This is a genomic window from Lentzea sp. CC55 (assembly GCF_021056325.1).
GTDB lineage: Bacteria > Actinomycetota > Actinomycetes > Mycobacteriales > Pseudonocardiaceae > Lentzea > Lentzea jiangxiensis.
Window position 1 is genome coordinate 374,969 of record NZ_JAJCXE010000054.1, and the last position, 14,371, is coordinate 389,339.

Here is a 14,371-nt window from a genome sequence, read left to right on the forward strand (position 1 = left end):
ACCTCAGCTTATGGACGAGACGGTCGCCGGCGCGGGCAAGTGCACCCCCGGTTGCGGCAGGTAGATCGCCGCCAGTCGCCGCACCGCCTCCGTCACCTGCTCGCGCAGCTCCGCCGGCTCCAGCACCTCCACCTCACCGGCCATCCGCAGCAGCATCCCGGTCGCGTGCGCGACCGACTCGATCGGGATCCTCACCCGCACACCACCGCCGTCCTCCACAGCCGACTCCTCGGCCGCGCGCGCGACCAGCGGCAGCACGTGCGAGGAGAACGACTCCCAGCCCCGCGGCGACAGCCGCACGACCGCCTCGCCGGTGTACTGCCGCGCCTGGAACTCCTCCAGCGACGCCGCCCAGTGCGCCGCGAGGTCGAAGCCCTCCGGCCGCTCGAACGACTCCTCGAGCACCGTCACCGACCGGATCTGCGACACCCGGTACGTCGAGATCCGCGTCTGGCCCTGGGCGACCAGGTACCAGCGGCCCGCCTTGAGCACCAGGCCCAGCGGCCGCAGCACCCGCGTCACGTCCTCCGGCGCGCGCCAGCGCCGGTAGCCGACCTCCAGCAGGCGGCTGCGCCACACCGCGTCCGCCACGACCTCGAGGAACGGTGAGCGCTCCGGGTCGTAGTACCAGGACGGGGCGTCGAGGTGGAACCGCTCCGCCCTGCGCGAGGCCCGGTCGCGCATCGGCGAGGGCAGCGCCGCCATCAGCTTGAGCTGCGCCGCCGACACCGCCTCCCCGAGGCCGAGCTCCGCCGCCGGTCCCGGCAGCCCGGCCAGGAACAGCGACTCCGCCTCCTGCTCGGTCAGCCCGGTCAGCCGCGTGCGGTAGCCGTCGAGCAGCCGGTAGCCGCCGGACGGGCCCGCGTCGCCGTACAGCGGCACCCCGGCGGCGTGCAGCGAGTCGACGTCGCGGTAGATCGTGCGAACCGACACCTCCAGCTCGTCGGCCAGCGCCTGGGCCGTCATCCGGCCCTTGGTCTGCAACAGCAGCAGCAACGACACCAACCGGCTCGCACGCACGCGAACACACTGCCACAAGCTGTCAGGGATAGCTCATATGTTCGATGCATGGCTTTCTACGAGAAGCAGCTGGCGGTCAGGAAACCGCTGGTCGTCGCGGGCAGGCACGTCAAGCGCTACGAGGTGGTCACCCCCGGGCTGGTGATCACCGACGAGATCCGCGAGGCCGCCTACGCGTTCCTACCGACGATCTACCCGGACTTCGAGGACCCCACCCCGCCGGCCACGGTGACGGTGCTGCACCGCAGCGCCGCGGGCATGTACCTCAACGCCTACAACTGGGTCTGGGACAACGTCCTGCACTGCCGCACCGCCGTCTCCGGCGACCAGCCGTTCCTCGGCTCGACCGACCCCGACCTCACCCGCTTCGGCGTCATCCCCAAGGACCTCATCGGCTGCGTCTGGGAGCTCCCGCCGCTCGAGCACGAGCGCCGCGCGTGGGTGCGGCACGTGCTGGAGCCCGGCGAACCCGACCTCGACGGCTACCTCGCCGACGTCATGGCCGAAGGCCTGGTGGGCCGATGAGCCCCGACTGGCAGGGCGCGCCCTCGCGCTGAAAACGAGTGGACGGCGGCGTTAGGTTCGCAGGCATGACCACTCCGGAAACCGTGGTGCGCGTGCTGGCCGAACCCGCGAGGCTGCGGGCCTTCGCCGCCGTCGTCCTCGGCGCGGCGACCCTGGCCGACATCGCCGCCGCGGCCGGGCTCGAGGTCAAAGACGCGGGCATCGCGCTGCGGAAGCTCCGCGAGGCGGGCCTGGTCGAGGGGGAGCCGGCCCGCCCGGCCGACCTCAAGCCCCTCGCGGCGACGCTCACCGAGGCGATGCCCGCCGACGGGCTCGCACCGTTCGTGCGCGGCGACAAGCTCGTCTCGCTGCCGGTCGCGCACGAACGCCGCCGCAAGATCCTCGAGCACGTCGCCTCGCACGCCTTCACCGCGCGGACCTACTACGAGGAGACCGAGATCAACGAGCGGCTGCGGGCGTGGTGCGACGGGGGAGAGCTCGACCACGTCACCCTGCGCCGCTACCTCGTCGACCTCGGCCTGCTCGAACGCGGCGGCGGCCTCTACCAGGCTCAGCCCCTGCCGATGTAGGGCATGGCCGTGGCCATCACGGTCATGAACTGCACGTTCGCGTCGAGCGGCAACTGGGCCTGGTACAGCACGGCGTCGGCCACGTGCCGCACGTCGAACGTCGGTTCCGCCCTGGTTTCGAAGTCCGCCTGCAGCACGCCCTGACCCATCCGCTCGGTCATCTCCGTCGCGGCGTTGCCGATGTCGATCTGCCCGCACGCGATGTTGTGCGCACGGCCCTCCAGCGACAGCGACTTCGTCAGTCCCGTGATCGCGTGCTTGGTCGCGTTGTACGCCACCGCGTGCGGCCGCGGCACCGACGCCGAGATCGAGCCGTTGTTGATGATCCGGCCACCGCCGTGGGTCTTCATCACCTTGAACGCCTCACGGGCGCACAGGAAAGCACCTGTGAGGTTCACGCCGACGACCTTCTCCCACGCGCTGAGGCTGAACTCCTCGACCGGTGTCGCGCGCACGTTCATCCCGGCGTTGTTGAACAACACGTCCACACGGTCCCACTGCGACACGACGGTCTCGAACAGCGCGACGACCGAGTCCTCACGCGACACGTCCGTGGGCACGACGAGCGCCGTCTCGGGAAAGCCCTCTCCGGTCTCGGTCAGCGCGTCCTCGCGCCGTCCGGCCAGCGCCACCCGGAACCCCGCCTCCAGGAGGGTGCGCGCCGCCGCGCGCCCGACCCCGGACCCCGCTCCCGTCACGACCGCGACCGCCATCGGTGATCTCCCCTCGATCCAGCGATTGCCCACAGTGTCCCATGTGGAGTACTTACCTGGTGTGGAGCGAGAAGAGGACACCTGCCCGTTGTGCGCGGGGTCCGGAACGATGTCGTGGCAGCAACCCGTCCCCGGCCCGCAAGGCCTTGTGCTGCACGAGATGACACATCCGTGCCCGCGCGGCTGCTCGGGCTGGTGGAGACTCCCGCACGCCGAACGCAGGGGCGTCGTCGCAGGCAATGTCGCACGTGCCAACGAGATCCCGGCGGCACCGTCCACGCAGGCTTGATCACCGAGCGTGAACGGTGGGGGTCACCCATTATTGCCGTGAGGGTCCCTTTTTGGCGGCTGCCCTCACTCCCGGTAGAAGCGGACACTGTTCTTCCGTGAAAGAGTGCAGCCGTTGCCATGGGTCTGGGCTCAACGAGGACCGGTCCGCCTGCCGGGTCTGCGGTGGACTGGGCCAGGTCCCCGACCGCTAGGGCCTACTTCTTCGTCATCAGGGTCGGGCCGAGGATCCTGCGGGCCAGCCGCCGGGTCAGCGACTTGGGCTTGCGCGCGGGCGCCGCCACCGCGGGAGGCGCCACGACGGCGGCTGCCGCCGCGGCGGGCACGGCCGGTGCGGGCGTCACCGGCGGGACACCGGGAATGGTCGCCGCGTCCGTGTCCTCGGTCGAGATCTTCGCGAACACCTGGGTCTCCGGCTCGGCATAGCCGGACTGCTGCTGCTCGATCGGCACACGACGATCTTGCCATCGATGTCGTCCGCGCCTCGAACGAGGGGCGCCTCCCCCACAAGTGTGTGAGCGGTGTCACGCAACACACTGGCCGGTGACGGCCCCAGGCGGAGTGTGATGACTGAGACGACCCACTGCGCGGACGTCGGGCCGCCGGACGCGCACCTGTGGGAGCGGATCGCGCAAGGCGACCACGCCGCGTTCACCGAGCTGTTCGAACGCCACGCCGAAGCTGTCTGGAACTACGCCTACCGGCTGACGGCCTCGTGGTCGCAGGCCGAGGACCTGCTCTCCGCGACGTTCCTGACGGCCTGGCGCAAGCGCGGCGAGGCCCGGCTGCTGCGCGACTCCGCCCTGCCGTGGCTCTACACCGTGACCGCGAACCGGGCCCGCACCGAATGGCGCGCCTCGCGCAGGGCGGTGCGACTGCTCACGCGGCTGACCCCGCACGACGAGCGCGACCACGCCGACGAGGTCGCCGCCCGCACCGACGCGCAACGCCGCCTCGCCGCGGTGGTGGCCGTCATCGCGACGTTGCCCTCGTCCGAACGCGAGATCGCCCAGCTGTGCCTGCTGGGCGACGTGTCCACCGCCGACGCCGCCGCCCTGCTCGGCATCGCCGAGTCGTCCGTCCGCGCCCGCGTCTCCCGCACCCGTGCCCGGCTGCGCGACCTGACCCCCGAGGACACCCCGTGATCGACCACCTCCCAGAACACCGGCCCTTGCCCGACGACGTCCGCCTGCGGGCACGGCAGCGCCTGTCCGAGGGCATGGACCCGCCCGCGCGCAACGGCAGGGCGGTCCTGATCGCCGCCGCCGTCAGCACGCTCGCCGCGGGCGCCCTCGTCGCGAGCCAGACCCTGCTCGGCGGCACGGCCGAGCCCGCCGCGCCGCCGATGCAGCACAACGGCGAGTTCGCCGGCAAGGACCGCGCGGTCGTCAACCACGTCGAACGCGGCAAGGTCACCCCGGACGTCCTCGCGCGCTGCACCGGTGCCGCCAGGGCCCACCCGCCGGCCGCCGACTGGCAGGCCATCGCCACCAGCCGCAAGAACGGCACGACGCTCACCGCGTTCCGGGTGCCCGCCGGCGTCTTCTTCTGCGCGAACACCGCCACCACCACGACCGTGTCGGCACCGGACCCGGCAGCCGTGGGCGACGGGCCGCGCGAGGTGAAGGTCCTGTTCACCACGCGGACCGGCGCGATGGCGGGCCTGGTGTCGCGCGACGTGCGGATCGTCAGCCTCTCGCGGATCTCCGACCCGGCCAGCAACACCGCGCTGCCCGCCGTCGTCGACGGCCTGTTCCTCGACCCCAGCGGCTACACCCACGCCGAGACCGGGACGAAAGCACTGGTCAGCGGAACGGAGTTCGCCGTGCGGGGGGTGCCGGGACCGACGGAGGCGGTCGTCGACCGGCCGCTGCCGCCCGCGGAGCGCGACACCGAGGAAGAGCGGGAGTTCGCCCGGTGCCTGCGCGATCGGCCCGTCCCCGACGCCGACCAGTTCGCGCACGCCCTCACCGTCCGCCTCGGCGCCACCACCACGATGCGCCTCGGGCGTTTCGGCGACCTGCTGCTCTACTGCGGGCAGGAGGACCGGACGGCGGCCGCCACCGTGCACGAGGCCGAGGACCTCGACGAGGTCCGCGGCACGACCGTCGCCGCGTTCGCCGCGTTCTACGACTTCACGCTGCGCGAGCCGGCCGAACCCGGCGAGGTGGGTGCGATGGCGAGCTCGACCTTCGCGGCCGTCGGCCTGGTCACCGACCCCAGGGCCGCATCGATCACCTACACCCGTCCGGGCCTGGCCGACGTGCCCGCGTCGATCGGCGGCGGCACGTTCGTGCTGGCCGCGCCCCTGATCGACCGCCACCCCGACTCGCGCGTGGTCGTGCGGGACGCGAAGGGCGCCGTGCTCGAGACCATCAAGCCCAAGGACGTGCCGTAGCCGAAAAGCGGTGGACGGGCGGGACAGGATTCAGGGCGTGGAGACCGAACGCCTGATCCTGCGTCCGGCCCGTGCCTCCGACGCCGGCGCGCTGACGGCGCTGCACGCCGACCCCGAGGTCATGCGGTTCCTCGACCCGGCACCGGTCGGGAACTACCTCGGCCCCGGCTTCCACCTGGCCTTCGAGAAGGCCACCGGAGCGTTCGTCGGCTGGTTCGAGTTCCACGGCACCGACGTCGTGGAACTCGGCTACCGGCTGCACCGCGCGTTCTGGGGCCTCGGCTACGCCACCGAAGGTTCGTCGGCCCTGATCGCACGCGGTTTCACCACCGGCGGCGTGCGGCGCGTCGTCGCCACCACGATGTTCGTCAACGCCGGTTCGCGGCGCGTGCTGCACAAGTGCGGGCTGCGCCACGTCCGCACCTTCCACGTCGACTTCCCCGACCCGTTGCCCGGCTCGGAATACGGAGAGGTCGAGTACGCGCTGACGAGAGAAGAGTGGCAACTGACTCAGGGGGAACGCCATGTGGCAGACGGAATTGCTTGATTTAGACGCATACCTCGCGCGCACGGGAGCATCGGCATCCAGTTCGTTGACGGAGTTGCACGAAGCGCATGTGCGCGCCATTCCATTCGAGAACATTGACGTGATGCTCGGCATCGTGCCGTCACTCGACCTCGCCGACATCCAGGACAAGTTGGTCCGGCGCCGCCGCGGCGGTTACTGCTACGAACACCAATTGTTGTTCACCGCCGTGCTGGAACGTCTCGGCTACACCGTCGCACGGCGCATGAGCCGCGTGATGACAGGACCGCGCACGCACATGATGTCGATCGTGGACGACCACCTCGTCGACGTCGGGTTCGGCGCCGGGATGCTGCACCCGATGCCGCTGGCCGACGGCGCGGTCGTCGACCAGGCCGGCTGGCCCCACCGGCTGCGCCGCGAGGACCGCCGGTGGGTGCTGGAGAAGCAGGTCGCGGGCCAGTGGGAGCTGCAGCACGCGTTCGAGGACGACGTCGAGCAACGCCCCGTCGACTACACGGCCGCCAACTACTACGTCGCCACGCACGAGCGTTCGCCGTTCAGCCGCCAGCTCGTCGTCATGCGTCTGGAACCGGGTCTGAGCCGCCGATTGGTCGGCCGGCAGCTCACCGTCGAGCACGCGGGGGAGGAACCTGAGATTTCTCAGGTGGAAGACCTCGGGAAAACGCTGGAATCGCTGGACATCACGCTGACCGACAGGGAGCTGAGTCACATCGGCTCGACTCCGGGAACAGAATCGGCGCCGCGTTCGTAGTACCGGGTGTAGGGGATCGCATTTCGGAGGTGTTGGAAATGACCACCGCGACTCCGTTCGCCACCGGAGCCAATTCCACCGGCGTCAACGCACTGCCCACCCCGCCCACGGGCTGGCCCATCGGCTCGTACGCGACGTACGAAGAGGCACAGCGCGCGGTCGACCACCTGGCGGACAACGACTTCCCGGTCGCGGACGTCACCATCGTCGGCGTCGAGCCGATGATCGTCGAACGCGTCACCGGACGCCTGACCTGGGGCCGCGTCCTCGGCGCGGGTGCCGCGTCGGGTGCCTGGTTCGGTCTGTTCGTCGGTCTGCTGCTGGGCCTGTTCTCGCCCGGCGGCGCCCTCGCCCCGATCGTCACGGGTCTGGTCGTCGGTACGGTATTCGGCCTGGCCAGTGCCGCCACCCGCTACGCGGCGACGCGCGGCAAGCGCGACTTCGCCTCGACCACCCAGCTCGTGGCCGGTCGTTACGACGTCCTGAGCCACCCGCGCAGCGCCGAGCGCGGCAGGGAGATGCTCACCGCGCTGGCCTGGCGCTCCTAGTTCCCGGCTCCCACCACAAGAGAAACGCCGTCCCGGCTGACCGGGGCGGCGTTTCCGCTTCACTGACGATCATGTCGATGCCGGGGGCGCTGCTCTTCGGGATGCCGCCGATCGCACTGTGGGCCTGGTTGTCCCGCTCGCCGCGGACCGGTGGTGCCGCGGGCGCTGTGGGCGTCCGGGGCGTGGGTGCCGTCGGAGGCCGAGTCGTACTGGCTGTACGCGGTCGTCTGCGTGATCGGTGTGCTCGGGGAGCGGCAATGGCCGAGGGGGTTGCTCCGGCTGGTGGCGTTGACCGGGCTGGGCGTGCCGCCGGCGCCGGCCGGGCTGCGGGTGGCGGAAGGTGAGGGGCATTGCGGCTCCGGCTCCTGCGCGCGGGAGGTGACCGCGACCGGCGACCGTGCCGCCGAGGCCCTGCGCGAGCACCTCGCGTCCAGCGGGTTCTCGGCCCGACCACCGCTGGGCGGCGGTGAGCGGAGGTGCCGGGCGGTGGGACTTCTCATCGTCCGCGAGATGTGCGCCGAGCTGACCCCACCGACCCCGACCTGGCCGAAGTCACCTGGTACCTCACCCGGACCCCATTTCCGTAGGGCGTACGGTAATGTTTCCGTATGGCCTACGGAAATGGGGTGGACGGATGGCCGCCGAACGCAGCGGTGGGGGAGACCCGGCCAGGACGCTCGCACTGCTCTGGCGCACGCCGCAGGAGCCGAAGCCGGTCGGCAGGAGGCCCAAGGTGAGCGTCGACCAGATCGTCAGCGCGGCGATCGCGGTGGCCGACCGCGAGGGGCTCGGCGCGATGTCGATGGCCCGCGTCGCACAGGAGCTGACCGTCGGCACGATGTCGCTCTACACGCACGTGCCCGGCAAGGCCGAGCTGATCGACCTGATGACCGACGCGGTGCTGCAGGAACGGGAGCTGAGCGCCGCGGGCACGTGGCGGGAACGGGTCAAGCACTACGCCGAGCGCACGCGCGAGGTCTACCGGGCGCACCCGTGGATGCGGGACGTGTCGATGGTGCGGCCTCCGCTCGGGCCCGGGCTGATGGACGGGCAGGAGTTCCTGCTCGCCGCGCTGGCCGACTCGGGGCTCGAGCCCCGGCAGGTGACCGTCGCGCACGTCGCCGTCGAGGGGTTCGTGCACGGCGTGGCGGCGTCGGAGGTCGACGACCAGCAGCTCGCGGCGGCGACCGGGGAGTCCGGCGACTCCTGGTGGGGTGCCCGGCAGGTGTTCTGGGACGACTACTTCGACGTCGAGCGCTACCCGACCATGACGGCGCTGTGGAACGCCGACGCCTACGACATCGAGGGCTCGCTCGCCGACCACGTGCGCGGCTCGTTCGACTACGGGCTCGACAAGCTGCTCGACGGCATCGAAGGGGGTCTGCGATGACGACGCTGGTGACCGGGGCGACGGGCAACGTCGGGCGGCTGGTGGTGGCCGGGCTCGCCGGACCGGTGCGGGCCATCACCCGCGACCCGGCCAAGGCGCGGTTCCCGGCCGGCGTGGAGGTCGTGCAGGCGGACCTCGACGACCCGGATGGCCTGCCGTTCGACGGCGTCGAGAAGCTGTACCTGTTCGTGCACCCGCCGACGGCCCAGGAGGTCGTCGACCGCGCGGTGCGAGCGGGTGTGCGGCGCATCGTCACCCTGTCCTCGGGCGCGGTGACGCACGGGTACGACAAGACCCACCACCTGCCGGTCGAACAGGCCGTGGAGGCCTCCGGCGTCGAGTGGACCCACGTGCGGCCCGGTGAGTTCGCGGTCAACAAGATCGACCTGTGGGGTCCGTCGATCCGCGAGGACGGCACGATCGTGCACCCGAACCCCGACGAGCTCGGCCAGCCGATCCACGAGGCCGACATCGCCGACGTGGCGCTGAAGGCGTTGCGGGAGGACGGCCACGCCGGGCGGGCCTACACGCTGACCGGGCCGCCGCCGATCACGCAACGGCAGATGGCCGCGGCGCTCGGCGAGGTGCTCGGCCGGACGCTGACCTTCCGCGACGTCACCGTGGAGGAGGCGCTCGCGTACTACGTCAGCGTTGGCTGGCCCGAGGAGATCGCGCGGTACGTCCTCGGGCTCGGCGGCTACGAGGGCGGGGACGCCGACGACTTCTCCGACTACGAGTTCGTCGTGACCGAGGACTACGAACGGCTGATGGGACGGCCTTACCGGACGTTCGCGCAGTGGGCTCGCGACCACAGGGCCGACTTCACGGCCTGACGGCCTGCGCCACCGATCATGCCGTCGATTGCGGCACCTCCTCGTTCGACGTCCCGGTGAGAGGCGAACGAGGAGGTCCGGTGCGGTTCATGGTGTTCGTCAGGAGCCCGGTCCCGTTGGCGGCGCTGCACGGCGAGGCCCTCGTCCGCGCGGGCGTCCTGCTCGACGCGGGTGACCTGGTGCCGGACGCCTGCGGGGTGTCCGGGTACTGGCTGATCGACGTCCGCGACGCCGCCGAGGCCCTCGAGCGGGTCAAGCGCGTCCACCTCCCGGCGTGCGTCGTGGAAATACGTCAGGTGGCTGTGGTCTGATGCCTCCATGGGGGCTACCACCTCGGTGCACCGCACCATCGACGCGGTCTGGCGGATGGAGTCGGCGAAGGTCATCGCCGCGCTGGCCCGGTACACGCGCGATGTCGGCCTGGCCGAGGAGATGGCGCAGGACGCGCTGGTCGCGGCGCTGGAGCAGTGGCCGGCCGAAGGCGTGCCGCGCAACCCCGGAGCGTGGCTCACGACCACGGCCAAGCGCCGGGCGATCGACCAGATCCGGCGGCGCGAGAACCTGCACCGCAAGGTCGAGGAGATCGGCCGGGAGGTCCGGGAGGCCACGCCGGACGCCAGTGAGGGCGTCGACGACGAGATCGGCGACGACCTGCTGAGCCTCATCTTCACCGCCTGCCACCCGGTGCTCGGCACCGAGGCCAGGGTCGCGCTGACGCTGAAGATGCTCGGCGGCCTCAAGACCGAGGAGATCGCCCGCGCGTTCCTGGTCAGCGAGTCGACCGTGGCGCAGCGGATCGTGCGCGCCAAGAAGGCCCTCGCCGACGCCGGGGTGCCGTTCGAGGTGCCGGAGGGTCCCGAGCTGGCGACCCGGCTCGCGAGCGTCCTCGAGGTCCTGTACCTGATCTTCAACGAGGGCTACTCCGCCACCAGGGGCGACCACTGGATGCGGCCGGAGCTGTGCGCCGAGGCGCTGCGGCTCGGCCGCGTGCTGGCCGAGCTCGCGCCGAAGGAGGCCGAGGTCCACGGCCTGGTCGCGCTGATGGAGATCCAGGCCTCGCGCTCCCGCGCCCGCACCGGCCCCGGCGGTGAACCCGTGCTGCTGCTGGAGCAGGACCGCGGCAAGTGGGACTGGCTGCTCATCGGCCGCGGCCTGAAGGCACTGGAACGCGCCGAAGCGCTCAACCAGCCACCCGGCCCGTACTACGTGCAGGCCGCCCTCGCCGCGTGCCACGGCCGTGCGCGCCGCGCCGAGGACACCGACTGGCAGCGCATCGCCGCGCTCTACCAGGTGCTCGCGCGGATCTCGCCGTCCCCGGTCGTCGAGCTCAACCGCGCGGTGGCGCTGTCGATGGCCTTCGGGCCCGCCGCCGGACTCGCGCTGGTCGACGAGATCGCCGGCGAGAAGGCGTTGCAGGGCTACCACCTGCTGCCCAGCGTGCGCGGCGACCTCCTCGTCAAGCTCGGCCGCACGAAGGAGGCGAGGGCCGAGTTCGAGAAGGCCGCCGCGCTCACCCGCAACGAACGGGAGAAGGTCCTGCTGCTCGACCGCGCCGCCGCCTGCGGTTAGGCCAGAGCGAGCTTGAGGCCCAGCGCCGCGAATGACGCGGCGAAGAACCGCCGCAGCCACACCACCACGCGCGGCCGCGCCAGCACCCGGTCGCGCATCGACGCGGCGAACACGCCGTAGACCGCGAACACCACGAACGTCAGCGCCATGAACACCCCGCTCAACGCGAGCATCGGACCGAACCCGGTCGCGAACTGCGGCAGGAACGCCACGAAGAAGATCGTCAGCTTCGGGTTGAGCAGGTTGAGCAACACCGCCGACACGACGACCTTGCGCGCGGACGCCGGGGCGGCCGAGGTGTCGACGACCAGGTCGGCCCTGTCCCTCCACGTCGCCCACGCCAGGTAGAGGAGATAGGCGACACCGAGGTACTTCACGACCTCGAACGCCAGCGCGCTCGCGTGCAGCAGCGCCGCCAGGCCCGTGATGGTGGCCAGCACGTGCGGCACGATCCCCAGCGTGCAGCCGAACGCGGCGATCACGCTCGCCTTGCGGCCGTGCGCGAGACCGGCCGAGAGCGTGTAGAGCACACCGGTGCCGGGGGTGGCGACGGCGAGCAACGTCGTGAGCAGGAAGGCGAGAGTCATGCCGACGACTCTGCCGCCGAAGCGGTCCAGCCAGGAGAGCCAAAACCCGCTCGCGAAACTGGTCCACTTTCGACGTCGAGAACGCGGCGGCGGCTCCGTCTCCAGGACATGAGCATCAAGAGCATGCACCACGTGGGCATCACGGTCAGCGACCTCGCGGCCGCCGTCGCGTTCTTCGAGGCGCTCGGCATGGAGCTCGAGGGCAAGGCGCACATGGAGGGCGAGTTCGTCGACGGCGTCATCGGGCTCGACGGCTCGGTCAGCGAGATCGCCATGCTCAAGACGCCGGACGAGCGGTACCGGATCGAGTTCAGCCAGTTCCGGACCCCGCGGAGCGTCGACGGCAGCTCCGACGCACCGATCAACGCCCTGGGCCTGCGGCACGTCGCGTTCGTCGTCGACGACCTCGACGCCACCCTCACCCGCATCAAGCCGCACGGCGCCGAAGTCGTCCGCAACGTCGAGACCTACCAGGAGATGCTGAAGACCTGCTACGTCCGTGGACCCGAGGGCATCCTCATCGAGCTGTGCGAGTACTTCAGGTGAGAGCGCGCGCGTACGCCGTGGGCGAGACACCCACGGTCTGCGTGAAGTCACGGACGAGGTGGGCCTGGTCGCTGTAGCCGAGGTCAGCGGCCAGCCGGGCCCACTCGACCTCCGACTCGGCGCGCTCCAACGCCTCGTGGATGCGGTACCGCAGGATGACCCACTTCGGGCTCACACCGACGTAGTCCGCGAACAGCCGTTGCAACGTCCGCACCGCCACGCCGCACGTCCGCGCGAAGTCGGCGACCTTCCGGATCTCCCGGTCGGCCCGGATGCGGTGGACCAGCTCCATCGCCAGCGTCGCCTGCGGATCGGGAGTCGGCCCGAGACCCAGCAGGAACCCGTCGAGCGCGGCCACCCGATCGTCCTCGTCCTCGACGTCCAGCACCAGTGCGGACGGGACGTCGAGCCTCACGTGCCGGCCGGTCCACTCCGACACCGGCTCCGGGCGGAACGGCCGGAACCCGCCTGGCCGGAACTGCACGCCCGCCACCCGGACCCGTCCGTCCAGCACGCGGCTGAACAACCCCAGCCCGACGCCCGCGAGCTCCGGCTGTGCGTGCCCGTGCTCGAAGACGATGTTCACGCACGGATGCGGCACGACGTGTGTGGTGTAGGGCGTGTCGAGCTCACCGTCGACGAGCCAGTAGTGCTCCAGGTACGGCTGAAGCTCGGCGCACGGCAGACGTCGGCGGAACCGGACACGGGCGAACAGCTCGCGCGCGTCCACGATCCCCCGAGTGTCCCGGCGCGGCCCCTGCACAGCGCGATCCTAGGTTGGCGCGTTTTTTCAAGAACGCCCGCACACGCCGAAATAGCGTCTACGGCATGAAGCTCAGCGTTCTGCTCGATCGCGCGCGCGACCACGCGTTGCCCATCATCGCGAACATCACCGACGAAGATCTGACCAAGCCCACCCCGTGCGCCGACTACGACGTCCGCGCCCTGCTCGACCACCTGCTGCACGTCGTCGTCGAGTTCCAGCAGCTCGCCGCGAAGCAGGACGCCGACTTCAGCCACACCCCGACCTACCCGGACTGGCGCGAGCGCTATCCGGCCGAGTCCGCGAAGCTCGTGCAGGCGTGGGGGCAGCCCGGCGCGACCGAGGGCATCGCCGGGAACATGAACCTGCCCGCGCGGACCGTCGGCGGCCTGGCGCTGCTCGACCTCACCATCCACGCCTCCGACCTCGCGCAGGCCACGGGGCAGCGCTTCGAGCCCGACCCCGAGGTGTTCGCCGCGGTCTCGGACCTGGTCGGTCAGATGGGGCCGATGGCCGTCGGGTGGAAGGTCTTCAAGGAGCCCGCCGAGGTGCCCGCGGACGCGTCGCCGTTCGAGCGGCTGCTGGCCACCACCGGCCGCGACCCGCGCTGGAGTGCTTGACTGGCGCCATGCTGACGATCGGGATGCTGGGCGGGATGAGCTGGGAGAGCAGCGCGGAGTACTACCGGCTGGCGAACGTGCTCGTGCGCGAACGGCTCGGCGGACTGCACTCGGCGAAGGTCGTGCTGCACTCCGTCGACTTCGCCGGGATCGAGCGCATGCAGGTCGAGGGCCGGTGGGACGACGCGGGCAAGGCACTCGCGCAGGCTGCCGCACGGGTGCAGGCCGGCGGAGCCGACCTCCTGCTGATCTGCACCAACACCATGCACAAGGTCTACGACCAGGTCAACGCCGCCGTCGACATCCCGGTCGTCCACCTCGGCGACACGACCGCCGACGCGATCAAGGCCGCGGGGCTCACCACCGTCGGGCTGCTCGGCACCGGGTTCACGATGGACCAGCCGTTCTACCGCGAACGGCTGGAGTCGCACGGGCTGGAAGTGCTGCTCCCGTCGCCCGAGGACCGCGCGACCGTGCACCGGATCATCTACGACGAGCTGTGCGTCGGCATCGTCCGTGAGGAGTCCCGCCGCGCCTATCGAGACGTGATCGCCCGGTTCGAAGGCGCGGAGGGCGTCATCCTCGGCTGCACGGAGATCGAACTGCTGATCTCGCAGGCAGACGTGCCGTTGCCGGTGTTCCCGACCACCCGCCTGCACATCGAGGCCGCCGTCGAACGGGCCGTCCAGACAGTTCTGTGA

General features: G+C 71.0%; 19 protein-coding genes. 14 read left to right on the forward strand and 5 right to left on the reverse strand.

Going from position 1 to position 14,371, the window contains the following annotated elements:
* Nucleotides 1-3 precede the first annotated feature (3 nt).
* The gene (locus L6E10_RS34485) at nucleotides 4-1,020 is read right to left on the reverse strand and encodes a YafY family protein (protein ID WP_236224332.1); all 1,017 of its coding nucleotides are present in this window, start codon (nucleotides 1,018-1,020) and stop codon (nucleotides 4-6) included.
* 48 nt (nucleotides 1,021-1,068) lie between these two features.
* Here L6E10_RS34485 and L6E10_RS34490 point away from each other — a divergent pair, with 48 nt between their 5' ends.
* On the forward strand, nucleotides 1,069-1,545 hold the full coding sequence (locus tag L6E10_RS34490; protein WP_236224333.1) for a hypothetical protein: 477 nt from the start codon (nucleotides 1,069-1,071) through the stop codon (nucleotides 1,543-1,545).
* Nucleotides 1,546-1,610: 65 nt separating this feature from the next.
* Nucleotides 1,611-2,114 (forward strand): DUF2087 domain-containing protein, encoded by a 504-nt coding sequence (locus L6E10_RS34495; RefSeq protein ID WP_236224334.1) that lies wholly within the window; start codon nucleotides 1,611-1,613, stop codon nucleotides 2,112-2,114.
* Here L6E10_RS34495 and L6E10_RS34500 read toward each other — a convergent pair.
* Nucleotides 2,096-2,827 (reverse strand): SDR family oxidoreductase, encoded by a 732-nt coding sequence (locus tag L6E10_RS34500; protein WP_236224335.1) that lies wholly within the window; start codon nucleotides 2,825-2,827, stop codon nucleotides 2,096-2,098. The genes L6E10_RS34495 and L6E10_RS34500 overlap by 19 nt on opposite strands.
* 485 nt (nucleotides 2,828-3,312) lie before the next feature.
* Nucleotides 3,313-3,567: a hypothetical protein gene (locus L6E10_RS34505; protein ID WP_236224336.1), complete on the reverse strand. Its 255-nt coding sequence runs from the start codon at nucleotides 3,565-3,567 to the stop codon at nucleotides 3,313-3,315.
* Between the two features lie 114 nt (nucleotides 3,568-3,681).
* Between L6E10_RS34505 and L6E10_RS34510 the strand changes: the two genes are divergently transcribed.
* The 9 genes from L6E10_RS34510 to L6E10_RS34550 all read left to right on the forward strand — a co-directional run bounded on the left by L6E10_RS34510 (nucleotide 3,682) and on the right by L6E10_RS34550 (nucleotide 11,154).
* Nucleotides 3,682-4,260, forward strand: coding sequence for an RNA polymerase sigma factor (locus L6E10_RS34510; RefSeq protein ID WP_236224337.1), 579 nt, complete (start codon nucleotides 3,682-3,684; stop codon nucleotides 4,258-4,260).
* Nucleotides 4,257-5,513 carry a hypothetical protein gene (locus L6E10_RS34515; protein WP_236224338.1) on the forward strand — a complete coding sequence of 419 codons (1,257 nt, stop codon included), beginning with the start codon at nucleotides 4,257-4,259 and terminating at the stop codon, nucleotides 5,511-5,513. Before L6E10_RS34510 ends, L6E10_RS34515 begins: the two co-directional genes overlap by 4 nt.
* A gap of 37 nt (nucleotides 5,514-5,550) precedes the next feature.
* Nucleotides 5,551-6,060 carry a GNAT family N-acetyltransferase gene (locus tag L6E10_RS34520; protein ID WP_236224339.1) on the forward strand — a complete coding sequence of 170 codons (510 nt, stop codon included), beginning with the start codon at nucleotides 5,551-5,553 and terminating at the stop codon, nucleotides 6,058-6,060.
* Nucleotides 6,038-6,814 (forward strand): arylamine N-acetyltransferase, encoded by a 777-nt coding sequence (locus tag L6E10_RS34525; RefSeq protein ID WP_236224340.1) that lies wholly within the window; start codon nucleotides 6,038-6,040, stop codon nucleotides 6,812-6,814. Before L6E10_RS34520 ends, L6E10_RS34525 begins: the two co-directional genes overlap by 23 nt.
* A 38-nt stretch (nucleotides 6,815-6,852) precedes the next feature.
* On the forward strand, nucleotides 6,853-7,362 hold the full coding sequence (locus tag L6E10_RS34530) for a general stress protein (protein ID WP_236224341.1): 510 nt from the start codon (nucleotides 6,853-6,855) through the stop codon (nucleotides 7,360-7,362).
* Between the two features lie 634 nt (nucleotides 7,363-7,996).
* Entirely contained in the window at nucleotides 7,997-8,752 is a 756-nt protein-coding gene (locus L6E10_RS34535) for a TetR/AcrR family transcriptional regulator (protein ID WP_236224342.1), read from the forward strand.
* Nucleotides 8,749-9,585 carry an NAD(P)H-binding protein gene (locus L6E10_RS34540; RefSeq protein ID WP_236224343.1) on the forward strand — a complete coding sequence of 279 codons (837 nt, stop codon included), beginning with the start codon at nucleotides 8,749-8,751 and terminating at the stop codon, nucleotides 9,583-9,585. Before L6E10_RS34535 ends, L6E10_RS34540 begins: the two co-directional genes overlap by 4 nt.
* A gap of 80 nt (nucleotides 9,586-9,665) precedes the next feature.
* Nucleotides 9,666-9,896, forward strand: a complete 231-nt coding sequence (locus L6E10_RS34545) for a hypothetical protein (protein WP_236224344.1) — start codon at nucleotides 9,666-9,668, stop codon at nucleotides 9,894-9,896.
* Between the two features lie 7 nt (nucleotides 9,897-9,903).
* Nucleotides 9,904-11,154, forward strand: a complete 1,251-nt coding sequence (locus L6E10_RS34550) for an RNA polymerase sigma factor (RefSeq protein WP_236224345.1) — start codon at nucleotides 9,904-9,906, stop codon at nucleotides 11,152-11,154.
* Here the strand turns inward: L6E10_RS34550 and L6E10_RS34555 are convergent.
* Nucleotides 11,151-11,741: a LysE family translocator gene (locus tag L6E10_RS34555; protein ID WP_236224346.1), complete on the reverse strand. Its 591-nt coding sequence runs from the start codon at nucleotides 11,739-11,741 to the stop codon at nucleotides 11,151-11,153. The two genes, L6E10_RS34550 and L6E10_RS34555, sit on opposite strands and share 4 nt — an antisense overlap.
* Before the next feature lie 108 nt (nucleotides 11,742-11,849).
* Between L6E10_RS34555 and L6E10_RS34560 the strand changes: the two genes are divergently transcribed.
* A complete protein-coding gene (locus L6E10_RS34560; RefSeq protein ID WP_236224347.1) occupies nucleotides 11,850-12,287 on the forward strand; it encodes a VOC family protein in 438 nt (145 codons plus the stop codon).
* Here the strand turns inward: L6E10_RS34560 and L6E10_RS41025 are convergent.
* Nucleotides 12,280-13,017, reverse strand: a complete 738-nt coding sequence (locus L6E10_RS41025; protein WP_236224348.1) for an AraC family transcriptional regulator — start codon at nucleotides 13,015-13,017, stop codon at nucleotides 12,280-12,282. The two genes, L6E10_RS34560 and L6E10_RS41025, sit on opposite strands and share 8 nt — an antisense overlap.
* Nucleotides 13,018-13,115: 98 nt before the next feature.
* On the opposite strand from L6E10_RS41025, the gene L6E10_RS34570 reads away from it, so the two are divergent.
* Together L6E10_RS34570 and L6E10_RS34575 are read left to right on the forward strand one after the other, a co-directional pair.
* Nucleotides 13,116-13,670, forward strand: coding sequence for a TIGR03086 family metal-binding protein (locus L6E10_RS34570; protein WP_236224349.1), 555 nt, complete (start codon nucleotides 13,116-13,118; stop codon nucleotides 13,668-13,670).
* Between the two features lie 8 nt (nucleotides 13,671-13,678).
* Entirely contained in the window at nucleotides 13,679-14,371 is a 693-nt protein-coding gene (locus L6E10_RS34575; RefSeq protein ID WP_236224350.1) for an aspartate/glutamate racemase family protein, read from the forward strand.

What these genes read in the sequence shown, in the direction of transcription:
- L6E10_RS34575 (WP_236224350.1), top strand. Translation starts at nt 13,679, where the DNA reads ATGCTGACGATCGGGATGCTGGGCGGGATGAGCTGGGAGAGCAGCGCG.
- L6E10_RS34530 (WP_236224341.1), top strand. Translation starts at nt 6,853, where the DNA reads ATGACCACCGCGACTCCGTTCGCCACCGGAGCCAATTCCACCGGCGTC.
- L6E10_RS34535 (WP_236224342.1), top strand. Translation starts at nt 7,997, where the DNA reads ATGGCCGCCGAACGCAGCGGTGGGGGAGACCCGGCCAGGACGCTCGCA.
- L6E10_RS34500 (WP_236224335.1), bottom strand. Translation starts at nt 2,827, where the DNA reads ATGGCGGTCGCGGTCGTGACGGGAGCGGGGTCCGGGGTCGGGCGCGCG.
- L6E10_RS34510 (WP_236224337.1), top strand. Translation starts at nt 3,682, where the DNA reads ATGACTGAGACGACCCACTGCGCGGACGTCGGGCCGCCGGACGCGCAC.
- L6E10_RS34540 (WP_236224343.1), top strand. Translation starts at nt 8,749, where the DNA reads ATGACGACGCTGGTGACCGGGGCGACGGGCAACGTCGGGCGGCTGGTG.
- L6E10_RS34550 (WP_236224345.1), top strand. Translation starts at nt 9,904, where the DNA reads ATGGGGGCTACCACCTCGGTGCACCGCACCATCGACGCGGTCTGGCGG.
- L6E10_RS34490 (WP_236224333.1), top strand. Translation starts at nt 1,069, where the DNA reads ATGGCTTTCTACGAGAAGCAGCTGGCGGTCAGGAAACCGCTGGTCGTC.
- L6E10_RS34525 (WP_236224340.1), top strand. Translation starts at nt 6,038, where the DNA reads ATGTGGCAGACGGAATTGCTTGATTTAGACGCATACCTCGCGCGCACG.
- L6E10_RS34560 (WP_236224347.1), top strand. Translation starts at nt 11,850, where the DNA reads ATGAGCATCAAGAGCATGCACCACGTGGGCATCACGGTCAGCGACCTC.
- L6E10_RS34495 (WP_236224334.1), top strand. Translation starts at nt 1,611, where the DNA reads ATGACCACTCCGGAAACCGTGGTGCGCGTGCTGGCCGAACCCGCGAGG.
- L6E10_RS34570 (WP_236224349.1), top strand. Translation starts at nt 13,116, where the DNA reads ATGAAGCTCAGCGTTCTGCTCGATCGCGCGCGCGACCACGCGTTGCCC.
- L6E10_RS34555 (WP_236224346.1), bottom strand. Translation starts at nt 11,741, where the DNA reads ATGACTCTCGCCTTCCTGCTCACGACGTTGCTCGCCGTCGCCACCCCC.